Origin of the sequence: Paenibacillus sp. FSL E2-0201 (assembly GCF_037963325.1) — a bacterium.
GTDB lineage: Bacteria > Bacillota > Bacilli > Paenibacillales > Paenibacillaceae > Paenibacillus_AQ.
Map to the genome: position 1 here is coordinate 4,580,519 of NZ_CP150154.1, position 23,757 is coordinate 4,604,275.

The 23,757-nt window shown below is 43.5% G+C and carries 20 protein-coding genes and 1 riboswitch; of the genes, 5 read left to right on the plus strand and 15 right to left on the minus strand.

The features are described 5' to 3' along the window. Positions 1 to 9: 9 nt before the first annotated feature. Both NSU15_RS20905 and NSU15_RS20910 read right to left on the minus strand, forming a co-directional pair. Complete coding sequence (locus tag NSU15_RS20905) at positions 10 to 1,761, minus strand: histidine kinase (RefSeq protein WP_076121460.1); 1,752 nt, start codon at positions 1,759 to 1,761, stop codon at positions 10 to 12. A gap of 297 nt (positions 1,762 to 2,058) precedes the next feature. Continuing rightward, a complete protein-coding gene (locus NSU15_RS20910; protein WP_042129693.1) occupies positions 2,059 to 3,018 on the minus strand; it encodes a DMT family transporter in 960 nt (319 codons plus the stop codon). A 126-nt stretch (positions 3,019 to 3,144) separates the two neighbouring features. Next, positions 3,145 to 3,293: riboswitch (FMN riboswitch) on the minus strand. A 208-nt stretch (positions 3,294 to 3,501) separates the two neighbouring features. Between NSU15_RS20910 and NSU15_RS20915 the strand changes: the two genes are divergently transcribed. Together NSU15_RS20915 and NSU15_RS20920 are read left to right on the plus strand one after the other, a co-directional pair. Then, entirely contained in the window at positions 3,502 to 4,692 is a 1,191-nt protein-coding gene (locus NSU15_RS20915) for a substrate-binding domain-containing protein (RefSeq protein ID WP_339287442.1), read from the plus strand. A 208-nt stretch (positions 4,693 to 4,900) separates the two neighbouring features. Then, positions 4,901 to 6,403, plus strand: coding sequence for an N-acetylmuramoyl-L-alanine amidase family protein (locus NSU15_RS20920; RefSeq protein ID WP_339287443.1), 1,503 nt, complete (start codon positions 4,901 to 4,903; stop codon positions 6,401 to 6,403). A gap of 63 nt (positions 6,404 to 6,466) precedes the next feature. On the opposite strand, the gene NSU15_RS20925 is transcribed toward NSU15_RS20920, so the two are convergent. The 5 genes from NSU15_RS20925 to NSU15_RS20945 all read right to left on the minus strand — a co-directional run bounded on the left by NSU15_RS20925 (position 6,467) and on the right by NSU15_RS20945 (position 10,804). Beyond that, on the minus strand, positions 6,467 to 6,859 hold the full coding sequence (locus tag NSU15_RS20925) for a VOC family protein (RefSeq protein WP_339287444.1): 393 nt from the start codon (positions 6,857 to 6,859) through the stop codon (positions 6,467 to 6,469). Positions 6,860 to 6,882: 23 nt separating this feature from the next. Beyond that, complete coding sequence (locus NSU15_RS20930; protein ID WP_339287445.1) at positions 6,883 to 8,355, minus strand: carboxylesterase/lipase family protein; 1,473 nt, start codon at positions 8,353 to 8,355, stop codon at positions 6,883 to 6,885. 19 nt (positions 8,356 to 8,374) lie between these two features. Continuing rightward, positions 8,375 to 9,529 (minus strand): AI-2E family transporter, encoded by a 1,155-nt coding sequence (locus NSU15_RS20935; protein WP_042129699.1) that lies wholly within the window; start codon positions 9,527 to 9,529, stop codon positions 8,375 to 8,377. Positions 9,530 to 9,600: 71 nt separating this feature from the next. Further along, positions 9,601 to 10,251 (minus strand): GNAT family N-acetyltransferase, encoded by a 651-nt coding sequence (locus NSU15_RS20940; protein ID WP_076121454.1) that lies wholly within the window; start codon positions 10,249 to 10,251, stop codon positions 9,601 to 9,603. Between the two features lie 193 nt (positions 10,252 to 10,444). Continuing rightward, positions 10,445 to 10,804: a (2Fe-2S) ferredoxin domain-containing protein gene (locus NSU15_RS20945; RefSeq protein WP_042129701.1), complete on the minus strand. Its 360-nt coding sequence runs from the start codon at positions 10,802 to 10,804 to the stop codon at positions 10,445 to 10,447. Between the two features lie 231 nt (positions 10,805 to 11,035). On the opposite strand from NSU15_RS20945, the gene NSU15_RS20950 reads away from it, so the two are divergent. Next, complete coding sequence (locus tag NSU15_RS20950) at positions 11,036 to 12,622, plus strand: AraC family transcriptional regulator (protein ID WP_076121450.1); 1,587 nt, start codon at positions 11,036 to 11,038, stop codon at positions 12,620 to 12,622. A gap of 103 nt (positions 12,623 to 12,725) precedes the next feature. Beyond that, positions 12,726 to 13,751, plus strand: a complete 1,026-nt coding sequence (locus tag NSU15_RS20955; RefSeq protein WP_249923658.1) for an ABC transporter substrate-binding protein — start codon at positions 12,726 to 12,728, stop codon at positions 13,749 to 13,751. Between the two features lie 304 nt (positions 13,752 to 14,055). On the opposite strand, the gene NSU15_RS20960 is transcribed toward NSU15_RS20955, so the two are convergent. The 5 genes from NSU15_RS20960 to NSU15_RS20980 form a co-directional block, all read right to left on the minus strand. Further along, positions 14,056 to 14,292 carry a hypothetical protein gene (locus NSU15_RS20960; protein WP_042129705.1) on the minus strand — a complete coding sequence of 79 codons (237 nt, stop codon included), beginning with the start codon at positions 14,290 to 14,292 and terminating at the stop codon, positions 14,056 to 14,058. Positions 14,293 to 14,433: 141 nt separating this feature from the next. Continuing rightward, positions 14,434 to 15,474 carry an NAD(P)/FAD-dependent oxidoreductase gene (locus NSU15_RS20965; RefSeq protein WP_042129707.1) on the minus strand — a complete coding sequence of 347 codons (1,041 nt, stop codon included), beginning with the start codon at positions 15,472 to 15,474 and terminating at the stop codon, positions 14,434 to 14,436. A 42-nt stretch (positions 15,475 to 15,516) separates the two neighbouring features. After that, positions 15,517 to 17,232, minus strand: coding sequence for an ABC transporter ATP-binding protein (locus tag NSU15_RS20970; protein ID WP_076121446.1), 1,716 nt, complete (start codon positions 17,230 to 17,232; stop codon positions 15,517 to 15,519). Positions 17,233 to 17,272: 40 nt separating this feature from the next. Beyond that, entirely contained in the window at positions 17,273 to 18,310 is a 1,038-nt protein-coding gene (locus NSU15_RS20975) for an iron ABC transporter permease (protein ID WP_139328640.1), read from the minus strand. Continuing rightward, positions 18,310 to 19,368, minus strand: a complete 1,059-nt coding sequence (locus NSU15_RS20980) for an iron ABC transporter permease (protein WP_076121444.1) — start codon at positions 19,366 to 19,368, stop codon at positions 18,310 to 18,312. Before NSU15_RS20980 ends, NSU15_RS20975 begins: the two co-directional genes overlap by 1 nt. A gap of 213 nt (positions 19,369 to 19,581) precedes the next feature. On the opposite strand from NSU15_RS20980, the gene NSU15_RS20985 reads away from it, so the two are divergent. After that, the gene (locus tag NSU15_RS20985; protein WP_339287446.1) at positions 19,582 to 20,589 is read left to right on the plus strand and encodes an ABC transporter substrate-binding protein; all 1,008 of its coding nucleotides are present in this window, start codon (positions 19,582 to 19,584) and stop codon (positions 20,587 to 20,589) included. A gap of 90 nt (positions 20,590 to 20,679) precedes the next feature. On the opposite strand, the gene NSU15_RS20990 is transcribed toward NSU15_RS20985, so the two are convergent. From NSU15_RS20990 to NSU15_RS21000, 3 genes are read right to left on the minus strand one after another with little or no spacing between them, the layout of a single operon-like run. Continuing rightward, the gene (locus NSU15_RS20990) at positions 20,680 to 20,901 is read right to left on the minus strand and encodes a hypothetical protein (protein ID WP_339287447.1); all 222 of its coding nucleotides are present in this window, start codon (positions 20,899 to 20,901) and stop codon (positions 20,680 to 20,682) included. 36 nt (positions 20,902 to 20,937) lie between these two features. Continuing rightward, complete coding sequence (locus NSU15_RS20995) at positions 20,938 to 22,926, minus strand: ABC transporter permease (protein ID WP_339287448.1); 1,989 nt, start codon at positions 22,924 to 22,926, stop codon at positions 20,938 to 20,940. Beyond that, positions 22,916 to 23,683 (minus strand): ABC transporter ATP-binding protein, encoded by a 768-nt coding sequence (locus tag NSU15_RS21000; RefSeq protein WP_339287449.1) that lies wholly within the window; start codon positions 23,681 to 23,683, stop codon positions 22,916 to 22,918. Before NSU15_RS21000 ends, NSU15_RS20995 begins: the two co-directional genes overlap by 11 nt. Positions 23,684 to 23,757: the final 74 nt, after the last annotated feature.

Genomic DNA, 23,757 nt, shown 5'->3' on the forward strand with positions numbered 1-23,757 from the left:
TATTCCCTCCTAGATGTCATCCGTATTATTGTCAGTTAGCGGTAATAACCACTGAAGTTTGACCTGTAATCCACCGAGTGGTGATGGTGCAATAGTCAACCCTGCATCCTCACCAAAACGCAGCCGCATTCTCTGATGCACATTCCAAAGCCCGCAGCCCATTTCTTCATCCATTGCCTTACCTAGCTTATTTTCTAATTCGATAATCTCCTCTGGGGTCATGCCTTTTCCGTCATCATCAACCGTTAGTACCATGACTCTTCCGTTACATGAACCCGTAATTCGCACCAGCCCCTCTTTAGAGACAGGCTCTATCCCATGAATCACTGCATTCTCAACCAAAGGTTGAAGCACCAGCGGTGGAAGATCTCTTTTCCGCATTTGCTGCGGGATATGAACTTCATACTGAAGTCTGCTCATCCTCATTTTTTGGATCTCCAGATAGTGAGTCACAAATTCCGTTTCTTCGGATAAAGCGACTAAATCACGTTCCTGGCGAGTCGTATATCTGTAATAACGGGATAAATTATGCGACATCCCAACGACAGCACCCATATTATCGAGCTTCGCCATACTTGTAATAAATGAGAAGCAATTATAGAAGAAATGCGGATTAATCTGAGATTGAAGCTGCTTTAATCTAGCTTCTCGAACATGAATTTTTTCCATTAACACGTTCTCTATCAGCATCTGAATCTGTTCTACCATACTGTTAAACCGTCCGGATAGGAAGCTGAATTCATTCTTCCCTTTGATTTCCACCCGCGTTGAGTAGTCCCCTTGCTTCAGCCTCTGGAAACCTCCAACCAACAACCTAACGGGCACTTGCACCTGGACATATAATAGATAGGCTACGAGACAGCTCATTAATAACAATGCACCAATAGCAAAATAGAATAAGCGGTTGGAGGTCTGAATCGGATGCAGTATTTCTGACAACGGCATATAGTCGATTAAATACCAGCCCATTTTATCCGAATAGACGATGTTCACACTGTAAGACTCACCTTTTATGTTCACTGTACGATTCTCGCTCTGCCTCAGCTGCTCTTGTTCCAGCCTTTCTACCAACTCTTCTGCTAGCAGCTTGTCGGCACTGCGGTTAAAGATAAGTCCAGTACCCTGTTTATAATAAAAGGGATCTCTCCTGCCGTCACTTTTGAATTTATCCAGCATATCTTCGATGTTACGGCTATCGAACTCCACCTTCATAATCGTATTGACCTTTTTAGGAGAGAACTCCGACATAAAGGGTGTAAAAGAAAACCAAGAGAATACAAAATGGTCGCCATCCTGCTCAGCGATCTTCTCAACATGCCAGCCTGACTTTACTTCCCGCTTGAGATCCTCATCCGAATAGGGTATTGCATCATTCTCTGAAACCATTCGATGGATGGACGGTGAATATAGATACAATTTACTCTTCCAGTTGGAGGAGCTTTCTTGGATACTGATTTTGGTCTGAATCCGCTTGATCAGGTTTATCGCATCCAGGTTCAAATGCGTTCCCTTCAAATAAGTATCCTTTAGGCTCAAAATATCAGGATCATGAATTAGCAGGATCGGCCAAGATGACAATAGTTCCATGTTGCTCTCTACTTGATTCTGAAAGAAACTCAGCTGATTGCTGTTCGAAGTATTTAACTCCGTACGTAGCACATCCGTGGTCGTCTTATTGGAATAAAAGTAGAGGATCGTAATTGGAATTAGCATGATGACCATGATACTCACGATTTTGGTAAATAAATTATATCTATACACTTTCCTTCACACTCCGACTCAAATGTCATAGCCTCTATTGTACAAATAATCTTCCTGAACGCATAGATCAATTTCTCCCTAAAAAATGAGGTAGACAGGCAAGTTCCTGTTTAAGTACTGTTATCGCCCTCTCTATTGTAAAGGCTTAAATTATTACGCTATATGCTACGTAAGAAACATTTCTGCAGTTTTTGCAGTCGAATGTAAGGTAAAGACATACAAAAAAGGATGATCTGAAAGCCTCTAGGCATTCCAGTCATCCCTTTATATAGTACAATCTGTTCATTGAGAGTTTGTTCAGAGTGTTTGCGGTTTAGTTTGTTGACTCGATATAAAGAATAAAGCGGTCCAGATCAACGCAAATCCGATAATTTGCGGTAGGGTGACGAGCTGCTGGAATACGATCCAGTTAATGATTACTCCCGTCATAGGAAAGCTTAATTCAGCCAATGTAGCGAAGGAAGCTTTGGTAGTGCTAAGTCCTTTGTAATACATAAGCATACTGAGTAGTCCTGGCAGCAAGGCCTGTAGCAGCAAATTAATAGCAATAGCAGCAGATGCGCCAAACCCGCCATTAATCTGCCAAGGAGCTCCTTCTAGTGTGGTAATCACGAAGAGCAAAGGCAGCGCCAATATAAATCTCAGGGAAGTCACTGTCTCATATTTCATAGACCCAAGCAGGTAACGACCCATTACTGTAGATCCACCCCACAGTGCAGCGGCTCCTAAAGCCATCAAACTGCTAACACCGATAAAGTTATTCACATGTCCAAATGGGATACTCCAGCCAAAGGTTAACAGATAGGTTCCTACCAGTGCCACAGTTATGAGGATTCCGAAATTTTTAGGCAGACGTTCTTTAAGAATTAAGGCTGCAAGACCGATAGCGAATATCGGCTGAAGCTTTTGCAGCAACAGTACTGCATTCAAGTCCCCACTGGAAAGAGCCATTGTAAATAGAATGGTTGCCCCGGCAGAACCTCCCCAGGAAACAATTAGCAAAGCTCCAATCTGGCGAAATCCAATGCCTTTTAACTCCGCCCGGTGACGCCAAAGAACAGGGGAAGCAGCCAAGAAAAGCACCACATGCTCCAAAAGAACAATTTGCGATGAGGTCAAAGATTTTAAGAGGATAATACGAAAGAGCGGATCAACGCCCCATAGTGCTGCACCGAACACAACGAGCCAAAACCCACTGCGTAACGGCGACGTGCTGCTTACCTTATTAGCTGATGATGAAGCTGTTACATTACTCATAATTCCATTCTCCTTGTCGATACAAACCCTCGATAAGAGACCAAAAACCCCCGAATCACCATAAAAGGTCGACTCGGGGGCATTATCAATAAAGACGTACAGGATAGACTCCTAGCGCCTTTATCTTATGATCCTCTCCCATCCGGACTTTACCGTCGGCTCTGGAGTTACACCAGATCAGTCACTTCTCTGCAAGCAGAACAAGTGAGTCGCGGGCTCAGTTCGCTTTGAACATTACCGCCGGTTGGGAATTTCACCCTACCCCGAGAATCTTGTATTCCGTTGTTTTTTTCACAATCTCAGAATAAACCTCTTCTTGCCATTCGTCCAGTACTTTATGAAAATATACATAAATCTTTCATGTATTACAGCTTTTTATTACATATTCTTTCGATATTATTCTACTGTTTCATCCAAAAAGCTACTGTATAATGAAATTATGTTATTTTTCCATACTTTAACAATAAGTACAAGGAGGTTGTTATGAAAGAATCATTTTGGATGAAGGAGTCCTTCTGGACGAAGTTATTGTTCTCCTTTTTTGCTGTCGGAGTCATAGCTTTTTTAGGATTTATAGGTTCGATAATTACCGCGCTTTACGGGGGACTAATGTTTTATACTCCACTTGTGGCGGTTTTATCTGTGGTGATAGCCATTTATGTTGTACTCCTTATATTTAATGCGTTATCCCGAAGAACAAGCAATATTGTATTGTTATCCATCCTCGGACTTAGTGTGCTCGTAACCGCAGGATATGAGATCAAGCAAGCATATATCAACAGTATTGCCATGGTCGATGATCGAGAAGTTAATCTGGTACAATACGAACCTTTTGCGGAGAATACCAAAGCAGTCAATTTGGATAAACCTTCTACATATCGTATCGATAGCAACCTACCAAAATTGGATGGCGCAACCGCACTTTACCCACTCTATTCAGCTTTTGTGCAATCTGCTTATCCTGAGGGCAGCTATAATCCCTATGATTTTCAAAAAAGCCAAGTGATTTGCAGCAGCACGCCCGAAGCTTACAAAAGACTAATTGAAGGTGAGACGGATATAATTTTTGTTGCGGCTCCTTCTCTCGCACAGCAGAAACAAGCAAAACTAAAAGGTGTCGAGCTGAACCTCACACCGATCGGTCGTGAGGCATTCGTATTTTTTGTGAATAAACGAAATGATGTAACTGGACTTTCCACCGCTCAGCTCAGAAATATTTACGCGGGTGAGATCACCAATTGGAAAGATGTAGGGGGCGCCAATAACCGAATTCGCGCTTTTCAACGACCAGAGGATAGTGGGAGCCAGACGATGCTGCAAAAGTTTATGGGGGACACTCCGCTTATGACACCACCTAAGGAAGATGTGGCGGATATTATGAGCGGAATCATTCAACAAACCTCCAGCTATCGCAATTATAAAAATGCACTCGGTTATAGCTTCTTATTCTATGCCTCAGAAATGAATCAAAGCGGGGAAATTACACTACTGGCCGTAGATGGTGTAACGCCCGACAAGCAGAGTATTCGCAATGGACAATACCCTTTGGCTACAGAGTTTTATGCTGTAACAGCTGGAAGTAATAACCCAAATATCCAGCCCTTTCTAGATTGGATTCAATCTGCTGAGGGTCAGGAATTGGTAGAGAAAACTGGTTATACCTCTATAAAATAAAATATTCTTAGGGGAAGAGAGCTAGCCCAAATGTTTGGGAAAGCTCTCTTTTTGCATTTTATACCGAAATTTTTCCCTTTTTCACTCTAAAAGAGCGCAACTTTTGGAAACTATTGTCGTTTAAGATTTATATAAGCCCAAACTGCATCAAAGGAAGAAAAAGTAAGAATTGCTAGAAACCAAGAAACGGGGATGGTAGGGATTGCAGATGAAGAAGTTTGGTTTTTTGGCGTTACTGCTGCTTTTGTTGGTGCTAGTTCATCCAGGAACTGGTTATGCCGGCTCTGCAGAGACACACATCAATCTAGACGGCAATGATCTTAAGATTTCAAAAGACGCACAGGTTCAAATTGTAAATGGAAGCGTGATGGTTCCACTTCGCCTCGTTGCGGAGCAGCTTGGTTATACCGTGAAATGGGATAACGTGACCAAGACTGCAATCATTGAGCAAAAAGGAACTACATTAAAGCTTATTGTGAATAATGCGATGGCAGAAGCTTCAGGGAAACAAGTAAAATTGGACAACCCTCCGTTTCTTAGCGGTAGCACAACCCTCGTACCTTTAAGATTCGTTGGAGAGCAGACAGGAACCACTGTCGGTTGGGATAATGTTACCAAAACGGTATATTTAACTTCTCCAGCACCCGAGATTGGCGGAGGCGATGCAGAAACTACAGTTCCAGATACATCTGTAACCCCACCCTCCAATAACGGATCCAATGGTAACACAGCAACTGACGGAGATACATCGACTACAGCACTCACTAATCTTAGCTTCGTCGATAACAAACTAATCCTCGCGGTGAACGGTAGTGTAACACCTAGTGTATTCACTATGACAGATAAGGACCGGATTGTCGTAGATTTACCAAACACCAGCTTTGGCGACAGCTTTCATCAGAACCTTTCCGTCGGAAAAAACCAAAGTGGACAGTTGACGATTGCCGAATATCCTAATGTCTCAACCATTCGTTATTCATTATTCAGTAGTTCTCCATCTACGATCCGGATCGTTATTGATCTGAACAGCCCTAACAGCTATAGCTTGATAAATGCTAACGATGGACTTATTATAGTGGATCTAAATGGGACTAGCGTTACAACTCCTGAAACCACCTTACCTGAAGTGCCGGTTACAACGCCTCCGCCAGCTACCGGCAACACAGATAAGAAGGTAATCGTCATTGATGCAGGGCATGGTGGGAAAGATCCAGGGAGTTCAAGTGTTAACAAGCTTAAAGAGAAAGATTTCACCTTACCAACAGCATTGAAAATTGCAGAATTACTAAAGAAAGAGCCAAATATCGAGGTTGTCCTCACTCGAAGTGATGATACATACCCGACTCTGCAGGATAGATCTAACCTGGCCAATAAGGTAAAGGCTGATCTGTTCATCTCTGTTCATGCCAATAGTATCCCAGTGGGTGGTAAGAGCAATCCTAGCGGCACAGAGACCTACTACACGCGTAATGATAGCTTGTTATTCGCTCAAACTGTTCATAAATATCTCTCAGTCGCTACCGGTCTTCAGGATCGAGGGGTTCGTCAAGCGAATTATCATGTAACAAGAGAAACTAAAATGCCTGCCATTCTATTAGAATGTGGTTACTTAAGTAATACCAAGGATGAAGCCCTACTCTACACCGCAGACTTTCAGAACAAAGTAGCGAGTGCCGTAGTTTCAGGGATCAAGGAATATTTAGGTCGATAAAAAAAGGGGAGCCCATTAGCCATTCTTGGCTGAGAAGCTCCCCTGTCTGTTTATTCTTGTTTGTTATTTCCAAACGCTCATTCGTTCTCTTAGATTGGAGGTATGCAGCTCCAGCTGTATACCGTCTGGGTCGAGAAAGTTAACCGTCCAGCCAACTCCCCGTTTAACAGGTCCCCTGATCAATCGCACTTCGTGGGCTTGCAATATATGAACAGCTTCCTCGAAATGTTCCTCCGCTATGCTAAAGGCAATATGGTCTATCCCAATTACACTATCTATGGATTTGGTGAATTCAGGGTTTTCGATGAGGCAAATCCACGCGCTTCCCCATTCCAGATAGGCATCTGTATTTCCCTTGTGGATTAGCTGAAGACCCAAAATACCTGTATAGAAATTCAACGAACGTGATAAATCACTCACATTTACCGTCACATGATTAAATCCTTGGACCTTCATCCTCATTCATCCCCTCAAACTTCTCACACCAAGATAGAGGCAATTCTCTTGCGTTTCTCTGAATCGGGATCTTTAGTTACTCGCATCTCTTCATCAAAGATCAAAGTTGCACGTTCTTCCAGCGTATACTCAGGCCATGATAGCTCAGCTGTAGCTGGGTTTCCTCGATGAGCAAAGGCAATCCATGCCGCATGCATACTGTCAGCCAATTTTTGCATCGCCGGTGTAATTTCCGCACCCAAGCGAGTTACATGAGACAGATTGTTAAAAGCATAGGCAATTTCCGCACCATGTACTGCCTTATTTAACAGTGGATGACCAGGAACTGTCCCATCAAAACGATACATCCAGACAGGCGCTTGGGCCAATTGATTCTCTGCTAAGGATATGGAGGTTCCCCAGAAATAAAGATCCGTTAGAATCTCTGCCTGGCCCTCCCATGTAGAAGAATAGTGACTGGCAACCTCCGCTAAGCTTCCAGTTCCCATCATCTGCTCCAGCGCCTTGAGCGATTCATCAAAATCTGCACCAGGTGTTTCTCCCCTGAAAAATAAATTACCCTCATCTCGATTGGTTCCTATCAACAATGGGATACCCTGCGCCGATCCTAACGCTACAGCCTGCGCAGGATCTTGGGGAAGCGTATCCCCATCAATAACAGGCTGAAATAACATGCCTATTGAACCACCCGTTAATTTAATGGTCATTCTTGTGGCTGCTTCAATAATTTGTTCCGCTGAGAATGTATTAAGTAAGCTAGTATCTCCCTTAGGAGAAATACCTAGTTCAGTAAGTAGTGCTATTGCAATATCTTTTCCTTGCCGATTTGGCAACGTTTGAGCAGCTCCACTTTGCATAATCGCCCCTGCAAATAATCCCTTCGCAGCAGGCATAGCCAATAGTGCGGCGATACTCATACTGCCAGCTGATTCTCCGAATACCGTGACTCGCTGCGGGTCGCCTCCAAAGGCGGCAATATTAAGCTTTACCCATTCCAGTGCGGCAATTTGATCCAGCAAGCCTTGATTTGAAGCAAATCCGTCACCAAGTGAAGACAGATGCATAAAGCCAAACGGTCCCAATCGATAATTAATCGTCACCAAGACCACATTCCCGTGCTCCGCGAAGCTAGTGCCGTCAAACTGTGGCTGACTACCCGCACCAGTCACAAATGTCCCCCCGTGAATCCAGACCATTACAGGAAGTGCCTCGACTTGGGACGCAGGTGACCATACATTTAAGTATAAACAATCCTCAGCATGACGAGGCGTTAAGCCGCCGAAACGCGTACCTTTCTTATCCGCTGGCTGATGGCTAACTGGACCAAATTCAGAAGCATCTCTAATTCCGCTCCAAGCTTCTGGTGGCTGCGGCGCACGAAATCGAAGCCCTCCAACTGGCGGAGCGGCAAAAGGGATTCCACGCCAAACGTTCACGCCACCCTCCTCTCGTCCTTGAAGCTTACCGTAAGAGGTTACTGCTATCGGTCCTACCATTACATTTCACCCTTCCACGTTATTCCTTATTCTCTTCAATCTGCTTATACAATCCGGACTGGAACCGGAACCATTGAAAAATATGTGTAAATACGACCTTGAGTACCGCGTAACCAGGAACTGCAAGGATAATACCAAGAATGCCGAACATTTTTCCGGCAAAAATAATCACAAAAATGATCGTGATCGGATGAATCTTCAGAGTCTTGCCCATAATTTGCGGAGAGATAAACTTTCCTTCAATCAGCTGTACAGCCGTCCAGACGATGATCATCTTCAGCAGCATAAATGGTGAAGTGACCATAGCCACAATTAATGCCGGTGTAATAGCAATTGCCGGACCCAAATAAGGAACAACTGCTGTACAAGCAGCGGCAATGGCAAGAACAAGTGAATACTCCAGACCAATAATCAAATAGCCAATATAGAGCAGCGCACCAATGCAGCAGCTTACTATAATTTGTCCTCGAATATAGGAAGATACCTGGGCGTTCATTTCCGACATTACCATCCGAGTTTGCGGCTGCAGCGCGGTAGGTACAAATTTCAAAATGTAATCCGGCAATCTTTTTCCATCACGAAGCAAGTAGAATAGAATAAACGGTGTTGTTACCACCGCCAGAACAATCTCCGTAACGGCTCCGACGAAGCTCCCTACACCTGTTAGTGCATTATTCAGAAAAGAAGTGCCCCAAGCCGTAATTTTACTGGTAATTTCACTTAGGTTGGTTCCTATACTATCTTGAACTTGACCAAAGAATTCACTGCCTGTCAGGTTCATAAACCGTTCCTGAATCAAGTCACTATACCTTGGAAAATCGTCGATCAAACCAGATAATTGCGTTCGAAGAATTGGAATCACCATAACCAGAATCAGCGTGATGATGCCCGCAATTATCAAATAAAGAATGATGATTGCATATACACGTTTCATCCTGAATCTTTTTTCCATTCGGTCTACTAGCGGATTCAGCAAGTAATAAGCGATACCCGATAGTAACAATGGTGCAGCCACTGTGTGCAGCAATACAGATATAGGAGTGAAAATAAACGGTATCTTTGAGAACACTAGGATAGTTAACCCAGTTAACAATAAAATAAGTAAGCTTACCACAAATTTATTGTTCAGAAAAAACTTTTTAAACTTCTCCGGCCACACCTGCAGCCTCTCCATCGTACCCTCTCCCCCATGCGCCACCTTATATGAAGTGTTATTTTATTCACTTTTTAATAGCATAGTCAACGTTAGGGGCGCAAGTCAAATTTGATGTCTGCGATTCTGCCCGCCTCCACAAAACCAATCGATTGATATACTTTGTTGGAATCCGGGTTTTTGGCATCCGCATAAAGTATTGGTGTTACCTCTTCATGGAGCAATTGTGAACATATTTCTGCCACGATTGCGCTAGCATACCCTTTTTTTCGATGAGCGCGAGGCGTATATTCATCATTTATTCGAGCATGTCTCGAAGTCTGGTGAGCGATGTTAGCCATAGAGACTGGGATATCATCTACAACCCATAGATACAACCTCCCTGAGCTAGCAGCCTCTTTAGCCATTGGAAACATCAATTTAGGCTGAACAGGTTTGCCAAAAGCATCCTCTGAGAAGCTTGCCATGAATTCTGCAATCGTAATACTGTATTCTTCAGTCGCAAGTCGTAAGTATCCTTCAACATTTGCGGGCTTCTTTACCACTAGGCAGTGATAAGCCTCAAGCATCATATATGTATGAAAAAATTTCTCATGAAATTCACAAAAAGCTTCCGCAAATAACTGTGCCGTTTCTGGCTCACCTGACACGCCTGGAAAGTCATGATCCTTCACATACTCGACTAGCTTCTGTATCAGATCTCTTATCTGTTCCAGTCCCATATCCTGTAAGATCCAGAACATGATTATTCACAGTAAACCTCTTAAACATGTCTATTCCCCCTAGATCTTCCTTTCATTCAATCATAATCCCGGGCTGAACAAAAAGGAACGCTATTGCCCTTCTGAAAAGATAAAAAAACCGCCAGCGCTTTGGCGGTGTTCCAACCTTATATCCTACGAATTCCCCTTGCTTCCAAGCTTCATTTATGGACGGCTATTTTTTCTTCTTCCCTTTAGCTCCCTTGTCATCCACTGCAATCAGCTGACCATCATATGTATACAGTAGATGATCTTCAAGTTTCTCACCCTGTAAATGCTTCCGTACTAACGACTTCGCTAATTTGGGAGTGATCTCTTTATACCAAACCCCTTCAGGGTATGCAATCACAACGCAGGAATCTGAACATCTACCATTACAACGAGTTACCGTCGTATGAATAAGACTCTGTGCACCTTGCTTCTCAATCTCATCTTCTATCGCTTCAGCTACTTCCTCACCTTTGTGTTTCTTGCAGCTGCTACCATTACATATCAACAAATGACTTACGGTTCCTTGTAAATTCCAAGTTGTCATGAAATCCCCATTCCTTTCATGCCTAAAATATACCCACAAAGTGAGGCTTAGCTTCGATGCATACTCAGGTACTTTGCGGGGGTCCAATATTTACTTTCTTATTCGTTAACATAATTCTGTTAGCGGATTATTCTAAACACTATCATAAGCGCCATTATAGTCAATAGAAAGAAAGACTGGTATACTATAATTGAGAATGATTATCACTGAAAAAAGGGAGCGATATCAAACATGCCTATCCATTCCGGCGGGATGCCACATCATTCCCATTCTTTTTATATGCCAGTCAAGATTAGTAGTCTAACAGGCCTCTCACACTTCCTAACCGATAACATCCCAGCAGCTAACTCTATTATTATGATTGTCTGGGAAGGCATAGGTCAGCTTGAAATAGATGGTGAGCTTCACAGCGTCAAACCCGGAAGCATCCTTACTTTTGGCGTATCTTCAGATTTGAAGCTGGAAACAGAGCTACAGTTACATGGAATATGGATAGAGTACACCACCATGGCCAACCGTAGGCATAAGGATTATTTTCTAACTGTCAGCTCCTCATTAGACCCCGCTTCCACACAATTGTCGGCACTGTCCGGTGAGCTTTACAGTGCTTGGATAGAACCAGATGATCGGAAACCGTTTAAGGTTCAGCAGCTGTTCACTCAATTCATTGCGGAGCTTTATCAGGAACTGGCTACAAAAAAGGAGAGATCAGGAAGCTGGCTTGAAATTGTATTTGAATACATAGAAGCTCATTACAACGAAGATATCACACGGGAGCAGATGGCTACGTTAGCTGGAGTAAGCCCCGAACACTTCTCTCGTACCTTTCGTAAAATCATGGGTCAAACTTTTAGTGCTTATATTACTCTATTAAGAATCCGTAAAGCGCAGCAACGAATCCTCACAAGTTCCCCAAATCTAACAACTCTAGCCCACGAGGTTGGTTATGAAGAAGGGACTTATCTGAGCCGTAAATTCAAGCAACTTGTCGGTATTTCACCTACAGCTTATCAGCACATGAACAAAAAAATTGTAGCCTTGAACTACAATCACACGGCTATCCTACGGGTACTGGAAATTATGCCTCAACTCGGCGTTTATTCCGATTGGCAACGGAGCTTAGAGCAAGTTCCACCTTCCAAACAACTAATAATGAGCGAAGGTAGTTCTTCCCTCCTATTCGATTCAGTAGCCTCAGCAGAGCCAGATGTCATTATCAGCTACAGTATTCCTGAGAATAAGCTCCTGACTCCTGTTGCTCCGGTTATTGAACTCCCCTTTATGCAAATGAGCTGGCGAGAGCAATTTGGTTTGATCGCCGATGTAGTCAATCGGCGGGAGCGAGCAGAGAAATGGTTAGGTCATTACGATGGGCTCTGCCATGCTGCCAATAAGAAACTGAACCATTCGATAGGATCGGAAAGAGGGACAGCCATCGTTTGGGAGCTTAGTTCCCGAGCAGCGTATTGTTTCAGTAGCAGTTACGGAAGGGGTTGCCAGATTTTATACGGAGATCTTGGATTCAAACCACCATCCATCATTATGGAGAACGGAATAATGGATTCCGGGTATCTTGTTTCATCTATTGAGGAAATCGGAAACTATCCTGCAGACTATATTATTATCACTAGCATCCCATCATCATCAGAGGGAAGAAATCGCCTCACTCGCCTTCTGCATTCCCGTACTTGGAAGCAATTAGATGCAGTTCGTAACAACCGGGTATACATTCTGAACCAAGCGGACATGTTCTATGGATTTGATCCATTGTCTTCTCAAGCACAGCTTCAAGAATTGCTACGTGTGATGACATCATAAATATGCACAAGCAAAGATCATATTCGTCCATAGTAAATACCCAAAGAAGATTGTAAAGTTTTTATTGAGAATGATAATCAATTACCATAGGAGGAACAACAAATTGCATAATCTACAAAAGAACACTACCAAACGGAATCATTGGCTTCTATTTCCCCTCATGCTGACGTTAATTCTAATCATCTCAGCTTGTGGAAATTCCAATACTTCGGTGGAGAATACAGGCGGTACCAGCAACACAAGTAATTCAGCAGCAACCCAAACACCAACCGAAAAGAATCAAGAAGCAGAAAGTGCTGAAACCCCTACTGTCAAAACAGTAAATACCGTAAAAGGTGATGTTGAAATCCCTGTTCATCCTAAACGAATTGTCGCTGAGGAATACTTGGGAAGTCTAATAGCACTTGATACTATTCCAATCGGAGCTCCAGGTTTGACCCTAGAAAATATGTATTATAAGGAGGCTCTTACCGGTGTTGCAGACACAGGAGCGTACGGTAAAATGTCACCAGAAAAAATCATCGCACTAAATCCTGACTTGATTATTTCGGGACAAGCAGAAAGCTATGAAACGCTTAGCAAAATTGCCCCTACCATCATTGTGCCTTACGGGGATCTAAAAGATGCTCATGCAGAATTAACCTATTTCGGAGAGCTCCTTGGAAAGGAACAAGAAGCAAAGACTTGGCTTGCAGATTATGACAAACGGATAGCCGAAGCTAAAGCAAAAGTGGACAAGGTCCTCCCGGCAGATGCAACCTTCTCCATCATGGAAGACGGTGGGAAATCCATCTGGGTCTATGGTGATAACTTTGGTAGAGGTGGACAACCCATCTATCAGGCGTTAGGTCGCAAGCCGCCTACAGCTGTGGCAGCAGAGATTATGGAGAAGCAATGGGCGGAAATCTCAAAAGAAGCGCTTGCTAAGTATGCCGGAGATTATATTATCTTAACCTCCAACAACCTTACTGAAGCGGATTACAAGGCAGATTCATTCTGGGGCAACCTTCCTGCTGTCAAAAATGGACACCTCTATGTATGGAAAGAAGAACGTTCCTGGTACTATGACCCTATCGCGGTATTAACCCAGACCGAAGACCTCGCCGATTGGCTAATAAATAATAAATAATAAATAATGCAAGAGTAAAAAGGGATGTCCGAAGCCATAGAGGCTTAGCAGACATCCCTTTATTCTTTTATAATTCCTACAAAAATCTCATTACATTCTGAAGAGATTTTATCTCATAATTGGAGTTTAAACTTATTGAAAAGACTTCAGCACTGCTACAATCTCATCAAGCTGCTTGTCCAGTGCATAAGCATCCGAGAAGTAATAGGTTTTGACATCGTAATTAGCTTCCCCTAGATACTCTGGGATGGCTTCGTGTGAAAGAGACGCCCAGCCTTCTTTAAAAACGACATCTTGTACAAGATCAGGATGTTCCTTTCATTTGATAAGTCGTGCCTAGGTTTAAGAAAAGGATTTCACCTATTTTTAGAATCACGACCTCGCCTTCTACAATAATATGAACCGTTCCGTCCAGCGGGGCCAGAAAGAGCGGCGATCTGACAATAAGAGGATTAGATGTATGCATGTCTCCACACTTGCGTATTCCAGCCTCTTCTAACTTATAATTTCTATGAATCACGTTATGATTGTGTGGCTTCATTTCTTCTCCCTTCCAGAACATCCGGCTTTGAACCTTGAAATATAAAGAAGGCGCATAAGGCTTCTATCCGCTCGAAATGGATAAGAAACCCTATACGCTCAACACTAAACTCCAACTCTATATCTTGAGAAGTTACCGGTATTAATGGTCATCAACGACGCCAAGCGCCTTATTCTTCTCTTTGAACCGCTCATTGTGAGAAGAAACATATGCAGCCTTAGGTGCAGAGGGGTCCATATACAGTTTGGCGCTGTTCAGCGCAAGCACTGCATCGGTAAAGGTTCCGGCGATTAACCGGACCTTACTGCTATAATCCACAAAGTCACCTGCTGCAAAAATACCCGGAAGATTCGTCTCCAGCTTTCCGCTCACATTCGCACACCACTCGCCCATATCAATGCCCCATTCCCGTAACGGACCAAAATCGCTTTTCAGGCCATGATTAACAATAACAGCATCTACCTCATACTGCTCACTCTCACCTGTTTCGATATGGCTAATCGTAACCTGATCAATGGTCTCACCATTACTGCTGTGTAATTGGCTTACTGCGTAGGGCACGCGAACATTAACTGAGGATTCCTTCATTCGCACAATATTTTTCTCATGACCACCAAACTGTTCGCGACGGTGTACAATCGTTACACTTGCTGCGATGGACTCCAGTTCATTCGCCCAGTCTACTGCGGAGTCTCCTCCGCCGGAGATCAGTACTCTTTTACCACGGAATGGCTCTAGCTCCTGAACGGTATAATGAAGATTCGTCACCTCATAACGGTCCGCACCTTCAATTTCGAGCTTAGCCATTTGTAAAATTCCGTAACCAATAGCCAGGATGACCGTACGAGTCCAATGCTGCTCACCTGTAGCCGAGGTCAGAATATAAGTTCCATCTTCCAGACGCTCATGATGCGTGATCTGCTGTCCAAAAATAATCGTAGGGTCAAAGGTCTGTGCCTGTTGAGCAAGCTGATCTATCAATTGACGACATAGTACAGGTGTTACCCCACCTACATCCCAAATCATTTTCTCAGGATATACTAGCATTCTTCCCCCGAGCTCATCCTTCGCTTCAATCAATTTCGTCTTTAGGTCTCTCATTCCACTATAAAAAGCTGTATACATCCCAGCAGGTCCGCCGCCAATAATCGTTACATCGTATAATTCCAGTTGATTGTTCATTATGTCCCTCCAATAGTATATTCTATCGATGTTCTGAGCTGCTTACGCCCCAAACTGAGCCTCGTGTAATCGGCTGTAAATTCCGGTTGTCAGTAACAGTTCTTCATGTCTGCCTTGTTCTGCGATACCACCTTCCGCAACGACAACGATACGGTCGGCATTCTTGATCGTTGCCAGCCGATGAGCAATAACAAGTGTCGTACGACCTTGTGACAACTCCGCAAGCGCCTCCTGAATAGCGGACTCCGTCTCAGTATCCAGTGCTGATGTAGCTTCGTCTAGAATGAGAATCGTTGGATTCTTCAGGAACATCCGGGCAATGGACAGCCGCTGCTTCTGACCTCCAGAGAGCTTCACGCCCCGCTCCCCGATCATCGTATCCAGCCCAGCAGGCTGGGATTTGATCAGTTCTTCCAGTTGAGCGCGCCGCGCTGCATCCCAGATTTCTTCATCGGAGGCACCCAACCGCCCGTAAGCAATATTCTCACGGATCGTTCCGTCAAACAGAAATACATCTTGCTGTACAATCCCAATATGGGAACGGAGAGATTCAAGCGTCATGGAACGAATGTCCATTCCATCAATAGTAATGTTGCCTCCAGTTACATCATAGAAGCGAGGTAGCAAACTGCACAACGTTGTCTTACCCGCACCCGATGGACCAACCAGAGCAACGGTCTCTCCTGCTGGAATTGATAGATTCACATGCTCGAGTACCTTTTCTTTATCGCTATAGGCAAAATCCACATCATGGAAGGCTATATTCCCCGTAAGATGATGAACTGGCTTCGCATCTTGTGCATCAGCAACATCCGGCTCCGTCTCCAGCAGTTCGAGATAACGTTTGAAGCCTGCAATCCCTTTGGGATACGTCTCAATGACTGAGTTAATCTGTTGCAACGGTCCTAAGAAAACGTTGGACAACATCACAAATGCAATGAATTCACCGTAAGTCATTTGCTTCTGAATCACAAAATAGGTTCCGCACAGTAGGACAAATAAAGAGACTAGTTTCATCAATACAAAGCTAAAAGAGGAGTTCCATGCCATAATCCGATAGGTCATCAGCTTCGTAATACGGAAGCGCTCATTATTCACCGCAAAGCGGGAAATTTCATGATTCTCGTTAGCAAAAGCTTGCACAACGCGGATCCCGCTCACATTGTTCTCTACGCGAGCGTTATAGTCGGCAATGTCCGCAAACATGATGTGAAAGGCTTTAGACATTTTTCGGCTGAAGTACATGGATAAATAAATCATAAGCGGAACGATCACAAACGTCAGTATAGCTAATTGCCAATTGATACTCAGCATGATGCCGAATACACCGAGCAGCGTCATGACTGCTATAAAGAGATCCTCCGGTCCATGGTGGGCAATCTCACCGATATCCATCAGATCATTTGTCATACGGGATACCAGATGACCCGTCTTGTTATTGTCAAAAAAGTTGAAAGACAGCTTTTGTACTCGATCAAACAGCTTTTTTCTCATATCCGATTCGATATTAATCCCCAGCTTATGCCCCCAGTAAGTGACGACAAAATGCATAAAGGCGCTGACAATATATATCCCCAGCAAGCCGAGGCAGGAATAGAGGATCCATCTCCAATTGCCTGTTGGCAGCAGATCATCTACTACCCGGTTAACAGCTAATGGAAAGACTAGTTCTAGTAGTGCAGCAGCAATAGCACAAGAAAAATCAAGAATAAACAATCCCTTATAGGGCCTATAGTAATCAAAAAAACGACGCAACATGGTAAGAATTCGCTCCTTCTGAGAGATCAGCCTACTTTCATCAAGATTTCGTACGGGCTAACAAATACAAAAAGTATGGTGCTCCAATTACTGCTACAACGATACCCGTAGGAATCTCAGACGGCTGAAGGATCCAGCGTCCAATGGTATCCGCTGTAATAACGAGCAGTGACCCAAGCAGTGCCGAGGTTGGAAGCATGAGTTGATGCTTCGGTCCAACCAGCCGTCTCGCCAAATGGGGTCCGACCAATCCCACAAAACCAATTCCACCGCTGACAGCGACACTCGCCGCTGCTAACCCAACTGCAGCCGCAAGAAGTCGAAATTGTTCCTTCGTTACTGCGGCACCAAGTCCCACAGCAGTCTGCTCCCCTAGATTCAGTACGTTCATCACTCTTGCCTTATAGATTACATAAGGCACCAGAATAAGAATCCACGGCAGGAGAGAAAGTACAAACTTCCAGCTTGTTCCCCAAATGCTGCCCGCAAGCCAGGTAGCCACGAACTGGTACTTCTCTGGATCTAAGCGGAGCGTCAGCACGATCATAGCTGCACTCATCCCAGCTGCGACAGCTACACCAGTCAACAGTAAGCGCATAGGCGATATTCCTTGGTGCCGCTTATAAGCTAGAGCATAGATTAAGGAAGCTGTTAGCCCCGCACCGACGAACGCTACCATTGGCAGCAGATACACTGGAGCCGCGGTCGCCGTCGGGTAAAAAGAAATTAACAGCATCACCATAATTCCTGCGCCGGCATTAATCCCTAGAATTCCAGGATCCGCCAAGGCATTACGGAAGACGCCTTGCATCACAGCTCCAGACACTGCCAGACCTGCACCAATCAGAACGGAGATCACAATACGTGGAAGCCGAAACTGAAACAAGATTAATTCCTGCTTATCAGTGCCTCTACCGAACAATGTATTAATCAGCTCCATAGGAGTCAAACGTATGTATCCTGTATTCATACTAATAATAAAAGCAATCACAATTAGTACAGCCAACGAAATCATGATAATTAAGCCCCGTTTGTTTTTGGCGGCTTCGAAGGAACCGAATGTCGTCTTCTCCATCATTACAGCTCCCTCCTTTCTTTACGTGCAAGATAGAGGAAGAAAGGTACACCTATCAGTGCAATAATGGCGCCAAGTGGCGTTTCATTAGGCGGATTAATCATCCGTGCTGTTAGATCGGCAAATACTGCAAGCAGACTGCCAAGAATCGCCGAACAAGGAATGATCCATCTGTAATCGACACCCACAAAAAATCGTGTTAAATGCGGAATAATAAGTCCAATGAAACCAACTGCACCGACTACGGCAACCGATGATCCGGCCAAAATCAATACAATTAACGCGCCTGCCAACTTCACAAGCCCTGTGCGCTGGCCTAGACCTTTCGCAACATCGTCACCTAAGCTGAGCATTGTGATCGATCGGGAGATTATCATCGCACCAATTAATGCCGCCCCTATCCAAGGGAACATGATTTTGAGCTGAATCCACTTCGTTCCAGCCACGCCTCCCGCATACCAGAAAGCCAAATCTTGCCCAATGTGAAAATATAAAGCTACCCCTTCGCTGAGTGCCGATAATAGCGCACTAAAAGCGGCACCCGCCAGTACCAACCGAGCAGGAGTTAATCCGCCCTTTGCAAGTGATCCAATTCCGTATACAACACCCGCGCCAACGCCGGCACCCACGAATGAATATAGAATCAAATACATAAACGATATATTTGGAAAAAAAGCAAAACACAATGCGAGCGCAAATCCTGCACCTGAGTTGATACCCATCAGACCTGAATCTGCCAATGGATTTCGCGTCATTCCTTGCATAATGGCACCTGCAACTGCAAAGCTGGCCCCTATCATTGCCCCGCCAAGTACACGAGGTAATCTTAATTCTCTAATAATCTGATGATCCATGATTTCCGGATCAAAGTGGAATACAGCTGACCACACTACAGACAGCTTAATATCTGCTGCGCCAAAGGAGACGGAAACAGCGATACCTAATAATAATAGCGCCAGACCGCCAACCAGGATTAATGTTGCCGCCCAAGGTCGTGAACGAAATTCTCGTTTAACAGCTCCTTTATCGGCTCCTATCCTGGAAGTTATCTGTTGATTCATGAATGCCACCCTATTTCTATGAAATTGATTCTCATTATCATTAGCTTATTGTAAATTACATTTCCTAGGTTTGGCAATAGATAGATTTAATTGCTACTATTTAATTTATTGCATTGACAGGCATTCTTTGATTTGATAAAGTTCAAATTGAAAATATTAATGATAATGATTCTCATTATTATTAATTAGCATGTATACATAGGGAGGTTTACCATGTTTAAAAGAAAGACCCTCTTCCCCATCCTGGCACTCACAATGTTATTGTCCGTATTTGTGACCGCCTGCGGGGGAAATAGCAATGCTTCATCTAATACACCAACAGCTACAACCGAAGCAACAACTGCGCCGAGTGCAGAGGCAACGGCTGCTCCTGATGCTTCCAATGCTGAAATGCGCAGCTATGAAACTGCCAAAGGTACTGTGCAAATTCCAGTTAAACCTCAGCGTATCGTTACCGATTATTATGGCGGTGAATTGCTTTCCGTTGGAGCTAACGTTATAGGAGTTGAACCTAGTACTTTTGACAACCCTTTCTTGAAAGATTTACTCAAAAACACACAAGATGTCGGTGCTCCAGTCAACGCTGAGAAAGCTTTAGAGCTTGCACCTGATCTAATTGTCGTTATGTACGATGATAATTACGATGCTTTATCCAAAATTGCGCCAACCATTCATATCCCTTACGGAACTGCTACGAATATCTATGAAACCGTAAAACTGTTCGGTGATATTGTAGGGGCACCTGACAAAGCTGAACAATTCATAGCTGACTTTGAGAAAAAGGCCGCTGAAGGCCGTGAGAAGCTTAATGGGATTGTGAATGAAAATGATACTTTCGGAATCTATGAGCTGACGGACAAAGGTGAGCTTTGGACCTTCGGTAATAATGCTGGTCGTGGTGGACAAGCCCTTTATAATGCGCTTAAGCTGAAAATGCCTACTAAGAACAGCAACGACAACCAAACACTGCAGCTGTCCATGGAGCTATTGCCAGAATATGCAGCTGACTACATGTTCCTAACCACTTATGATCCTGATAAAAAAGGCGATAAGCTGAAAGAGCTGAAGGAATCACCCGTTTGGAACGGACTTGCTGCTGCGAAGAACGACCATCTGTTCTACAATGATTTTGATACGTTCTATCGCTATGATCCTATTGCCATTACCGCACAAATCGATCTGTTCGTTGATATGATTCTTGAGCGTAACGGTAAGAAATAAGAATAGACACATAAAGAAACACCCCACTATTTAGGCATCGCCTAAAGTGGGGTGTTTTGATTATCATAAGAAGTTTCTGTTAAATTTATATCATCTAGTATATCCATTATACTCATCAGTGTTATTTAATTTTTTGTACATATACTCATCATTTTTAAGCTTATAGAGCTGCCCCATCCCCGCAAATACGAAAAACAGCACCAAAATTAATCCATACGCATAGGTGAATTCACCAATATAAAAGCAAGTGACTATCGCAACAAGGGTCAAAATCATTAATGCGACTGCAATTCTGGATAAAATCTTTTTCAAATGGAATCCCCCTACAGTTTTGTATGTTATACACTATCATATTTCAAGGTAAATGGGTGTCGAATCTTGTTCTGTTAAGGGAACTTCGAGTAGTTGGAGATGAGCCAGCATCTTGCGAGTATATATTTTAGTATATAGATAATAAAAGAGGACTTGAAATAAAAGATAAGCCCCTCCTACTAGCAAACAAAACCAAAATGGTGCCAGAGCTACGGACATTTCGAATCTTGAAGAACTTACAACATACACAGTAGCTAACGCAATACCTAGTACATACGGGAGAAAAAACAACACTTTTAAGGGGCCGCCAATCATTTGAGCCACATCTTTAGAAGTGATTCCAATCTTATTCAGCTTCCTGAATTTGATCCTCTCTCGCTCTAAATCTGTCTGGATACTGAAATGAAGCACTATACCAGAAGCCCCAAAGAATATTAGACCAACGAATGTAATGACGAAGATTCCAAATTGCCCGGACTCCTTCAACTGAAAATACTCACTTATTCTAGACTTCGTAGAAAATACGAGCGCCTCTTGCCGATCATTTCCATACCAGGATTTCGTATGGTTCTTATTATAATTGGCTAAAGCCGCATTTAGCTCAGCATCTATACCTGAAGTCTTTTTCCAATCCTTGAAATTTAGGAGTTGAAGACTCCCGATCGCATCCATATTCTCCGCTTTCAACGCTTTATAATCAACTTCGTTTACTATGACATGAAGACCATTCATGAGATTCGGCACAGGATTAAATATCATTTTTAATACGAGACCTTGTGAATGTAACGTATGGTTCCCGGTAGGAAGCTTCATATCGAAGATCGGCATTTCCGGTCTTTGGTTCTTCCATTCTTCGCCTGGAGCAACTAAGGCAAGATTAAGAAAGTGACCATTCTCCACATGATAATCACTGCCGATTAAAGTGTTAATGTTCTGGTCCAAAAACACTTTGAAATAGAACAAGTCAATATACTGCAGCTCTTGGTGTGACAACAGCGGTGTAGCACCATGATCCATGATTTCGTTGAGTGTCTCTGGTGGAATACTATTTTTCCCAAATACTTCTGCATAGGCAATATCATAAGGGTTGTTTTTCACAGAAATATTCTCAGCATCCCAGGTGATATAAAAGATAATACCGCTTAAGAAAATCGTGATGAAAACGAGGAAGGTGATGAGTGAAAGCACTATTTTGGAGCGCCCAAGGGTATAATTCAAATCGGAGCTAAACATCAAATGCTTATGGTAAGCTTTCGCTGATCTCGAAAAGATGAGTTTCATCCAGTCGCCAAGTCCTGACAGCAGCAAGTAGACACCCACCATACTTACTCCAAGGTTGGTTAACATCCTACGGGCATCATCAGGGTTGTACTGAGTGATCATATCAAAAACAGTAATCCCCAACAGTAAACCTCCGATGACTGTGGTGATTTTACCATGTAGAAGGCTACGTTCTGCGGTCCTGGATTCTTTTAGAAGGCGTACAATGTTGTATCTCAATGTTAATAATAAATGGATTCCAATTACAACTATGTAAATCATCCCGAAGAATTTGATGGTGTACAGATAACTATCCAGCGTTAGTGAAAACGCACTATCCCCTATATTAACAAACAACGAGATGATGAAGAAGAAAAGACCGGAGAAGACCGTCCCTGCACCTAAACCCGTAAGAATCGAAGCTAATGCAATCATGCTATTTTCAAAAAATATGATTTTCCGGATATTGTGGCTCGTCATTCCTAGAACCATTAACAGCCCAAAGTCGCTTTTTCTAAATTTCAGAAAGGCCATTTGGGCATATACAATAAAAAGAACAGCAAAGACTCTCATAACCAAGAAAGGAGCATATAAATTACCGGACACCATCCCATTCACTTGATAGGGATCATTAAAATCAGGGTTCGTATACAGGGAGTAAAAGGCGAAAAAGACCATGATCGTAAAGCTGCTGCATAGGAAAAATAACAAATACCTTCTAAGGTTGGCCTTGAAAATCTGAAAAGCCATTCTCCTAAAGGTCATCTTCCCCCCCTCCAATGCAGACCAGACTCTCCAGAATCCTATCGAAAAAAGCTCTCCGCTCTTTATCTCCTCTAGTAATCTCTAATAGAGTCTTCCCATCCTTGATAAAAAGCACGCGATTACAATAGCTGGCCGCAAAAGGATCATGCGTGACCATCACAATCGTCGCTCCTTTCATAGCATTCAGCTCGGCGAAGGTCTTCATCACTATACTTGAGGATTTGGAATCCAAATTCCCCGTTGGCTCGTCCGCAAAAATCACCTCCGGATCATTAATAATCGCTCTGCTAATCGCCGCTCGCTGCTGCTGTCCTCCTGAAACCATATACGGATATTTATCCTTCACCTCGCCCAGATCAAAGAGTACTATCGCCTCATCTGTCTTGGTATTGATGTCGTCTACCTCTTGGTCATCCAGCACCATGGGCACCATTACATTTTCCCGTAGGGTCAGGCTATCAAGCAGATTATAATCTTGAAAAACGAACCCCATTCGCTGCCGACGAAACAGTGCAAGCTCGTTCTTAGACATCTCACTTATACTAGTCTCTGCAATCCGTACTACCCCACTATACTCCGTGTCGATTCCGCTAAGGATGTTCAGCAGTGTCGTTTTACCGCTTCCCGAAGGTCCCATAATCGCTACAAACTCGCCGCTATCCACACTCAGACTTATCCCGTTTAGCGCCCGAAATACATTTATTTTGCCCTTGCCTTTATATTCTTTTGAGAGATTCTCTACTTCTAGGATGGCCATGCTTGCTCACACCTTCCCCTTCATAGCTCGGAGTAATTAACATTAAATGGAATTATTGCATTTCTGCTAATACT

Excerpts from the sequence above, each read along its gene's own strand:
- NSU15_RS20910 (WP_042129693.1), bottom strand. The coding sequence starts at position 3,018 with ATGAGTAATGTAACAGCTTCATCATCAGCTAATAAGGTAAGCAGCACG.
- NSU15_RS20915 (WP_339287442.1), top strand. The coding sequence starts at position 3,502 with ATGAAAGAATCATTTTGGATGAAGGAGTCCTTCTGGACGAAGTTATTG.
- NSU15_RS20920 (WP_339287443.1), top strand. The coding sequence starts at position 4,901 with ATGAAGAAGTTTGGTTTTTTGGCGTTACTGCTGCTTTTGTTGGTGCTA.
- NSU15_RS20925 (WP_339287444.1), bottom strand. The coding sequence starts at position 6,859 with ATGAAGGTCCAAGGATTTAATCATGTGACGGTAAATGTGAGTGATTTA.
- NSU15_RS20930 (WP_339287445.1), bottom strand. The coding sequence starts at position 8,355 with ATGGTAGGACCGATAGCAGTAACCTCTTACGGTAAGCTTCAAGGACGA.
- NSU15_RS20935 (WP_042129699.1), bottom strand. The coding sequence starts at position 9,529 with ATGGAGAGGCTGCAGGTGTGGCCGGAGAAGTTTAAAAAGTTTTTTCTG.
- NSU15_RS20940 (WP_076121454.1), bottom strand. The coding sequence starts at position 10,251 with ATGTTCTGGATCTTACAGGATATGGGACTGGAACAGATAAGAGATCTG.
- NSU15_RS20945 (WP_042129701.1), bottom strand. The coding sequence starts at position 10,804 with ATGACAACTTGGAATTTACAAGGAACCGTAAGTCATTTGTTGATATGT.
- NSU15_RS20950 (WP_076121450.1), top strand. The coding sequence starts at position 11,036 with ATGCCTATCCATTCCGGCGGGATGCCACATCATTCCCATTCTTTTTAT.
- NSU15_RS20960 (WP_042129705.1), bottom strand. The coding sequence starts at position 14,292 with ATGAAGCCACACAATCATAACGTGATTCATAGAAATTATAAGTTAGAA.
- NSU15_RS20965 (WP_042129707.1), bottom strand. The coding sequence starts at position 15,474 with ATGAACAATCAACTGGAATTATACGATGTAACGATTATTGGCGGCGGA.
- NSU15_RS20970 (WP_076121446.1), bottom strand. The coding sequence starts at position 17,232 with ATGTTGCGTCGTTTTTTTGATTACTATAGGCCCTATAAGGGATTGTTT.
- NSU15_RS20975 (WP_139328640.1), bottom strand. The coding sequence starts at position 18,310 with ATGATGGAGAAGACGACATTCGGTTCCTTCGAAGCCGCCAAAAACAAA.
- NSU15_RS20980 (WP_076121444.1), bottom strand. The coding sequence starts at position 19,368 with ATGAATCAACAGATAACTTCCAGGATAGGAGCCGATAAAGGAGCTGTT.
- NSU15_RS20985 (WP_339287446.1), top strand. The coding sequence starts at position 19,582 with ATGTTTAAAAGAAAGACCCTCTTCCCCATCCTGGCACTCACAATGTTA.
- NSU15_RS20995 (WP_339287448.1), bottom strand. The coding sequence starts at position 22,926 with ATGACCTTTAGGAGAATGGCTTTTCAGATTTTCAAGGCCAACCTTAGA.
- NSU15_RS21000 (WP_339287449.1), bottom strand. The coding sequence starts at position 23,683 with ATGGCCATCCTAGAAGTAGAGAATCTCTCAAAAGAATATAAAGGCAAG.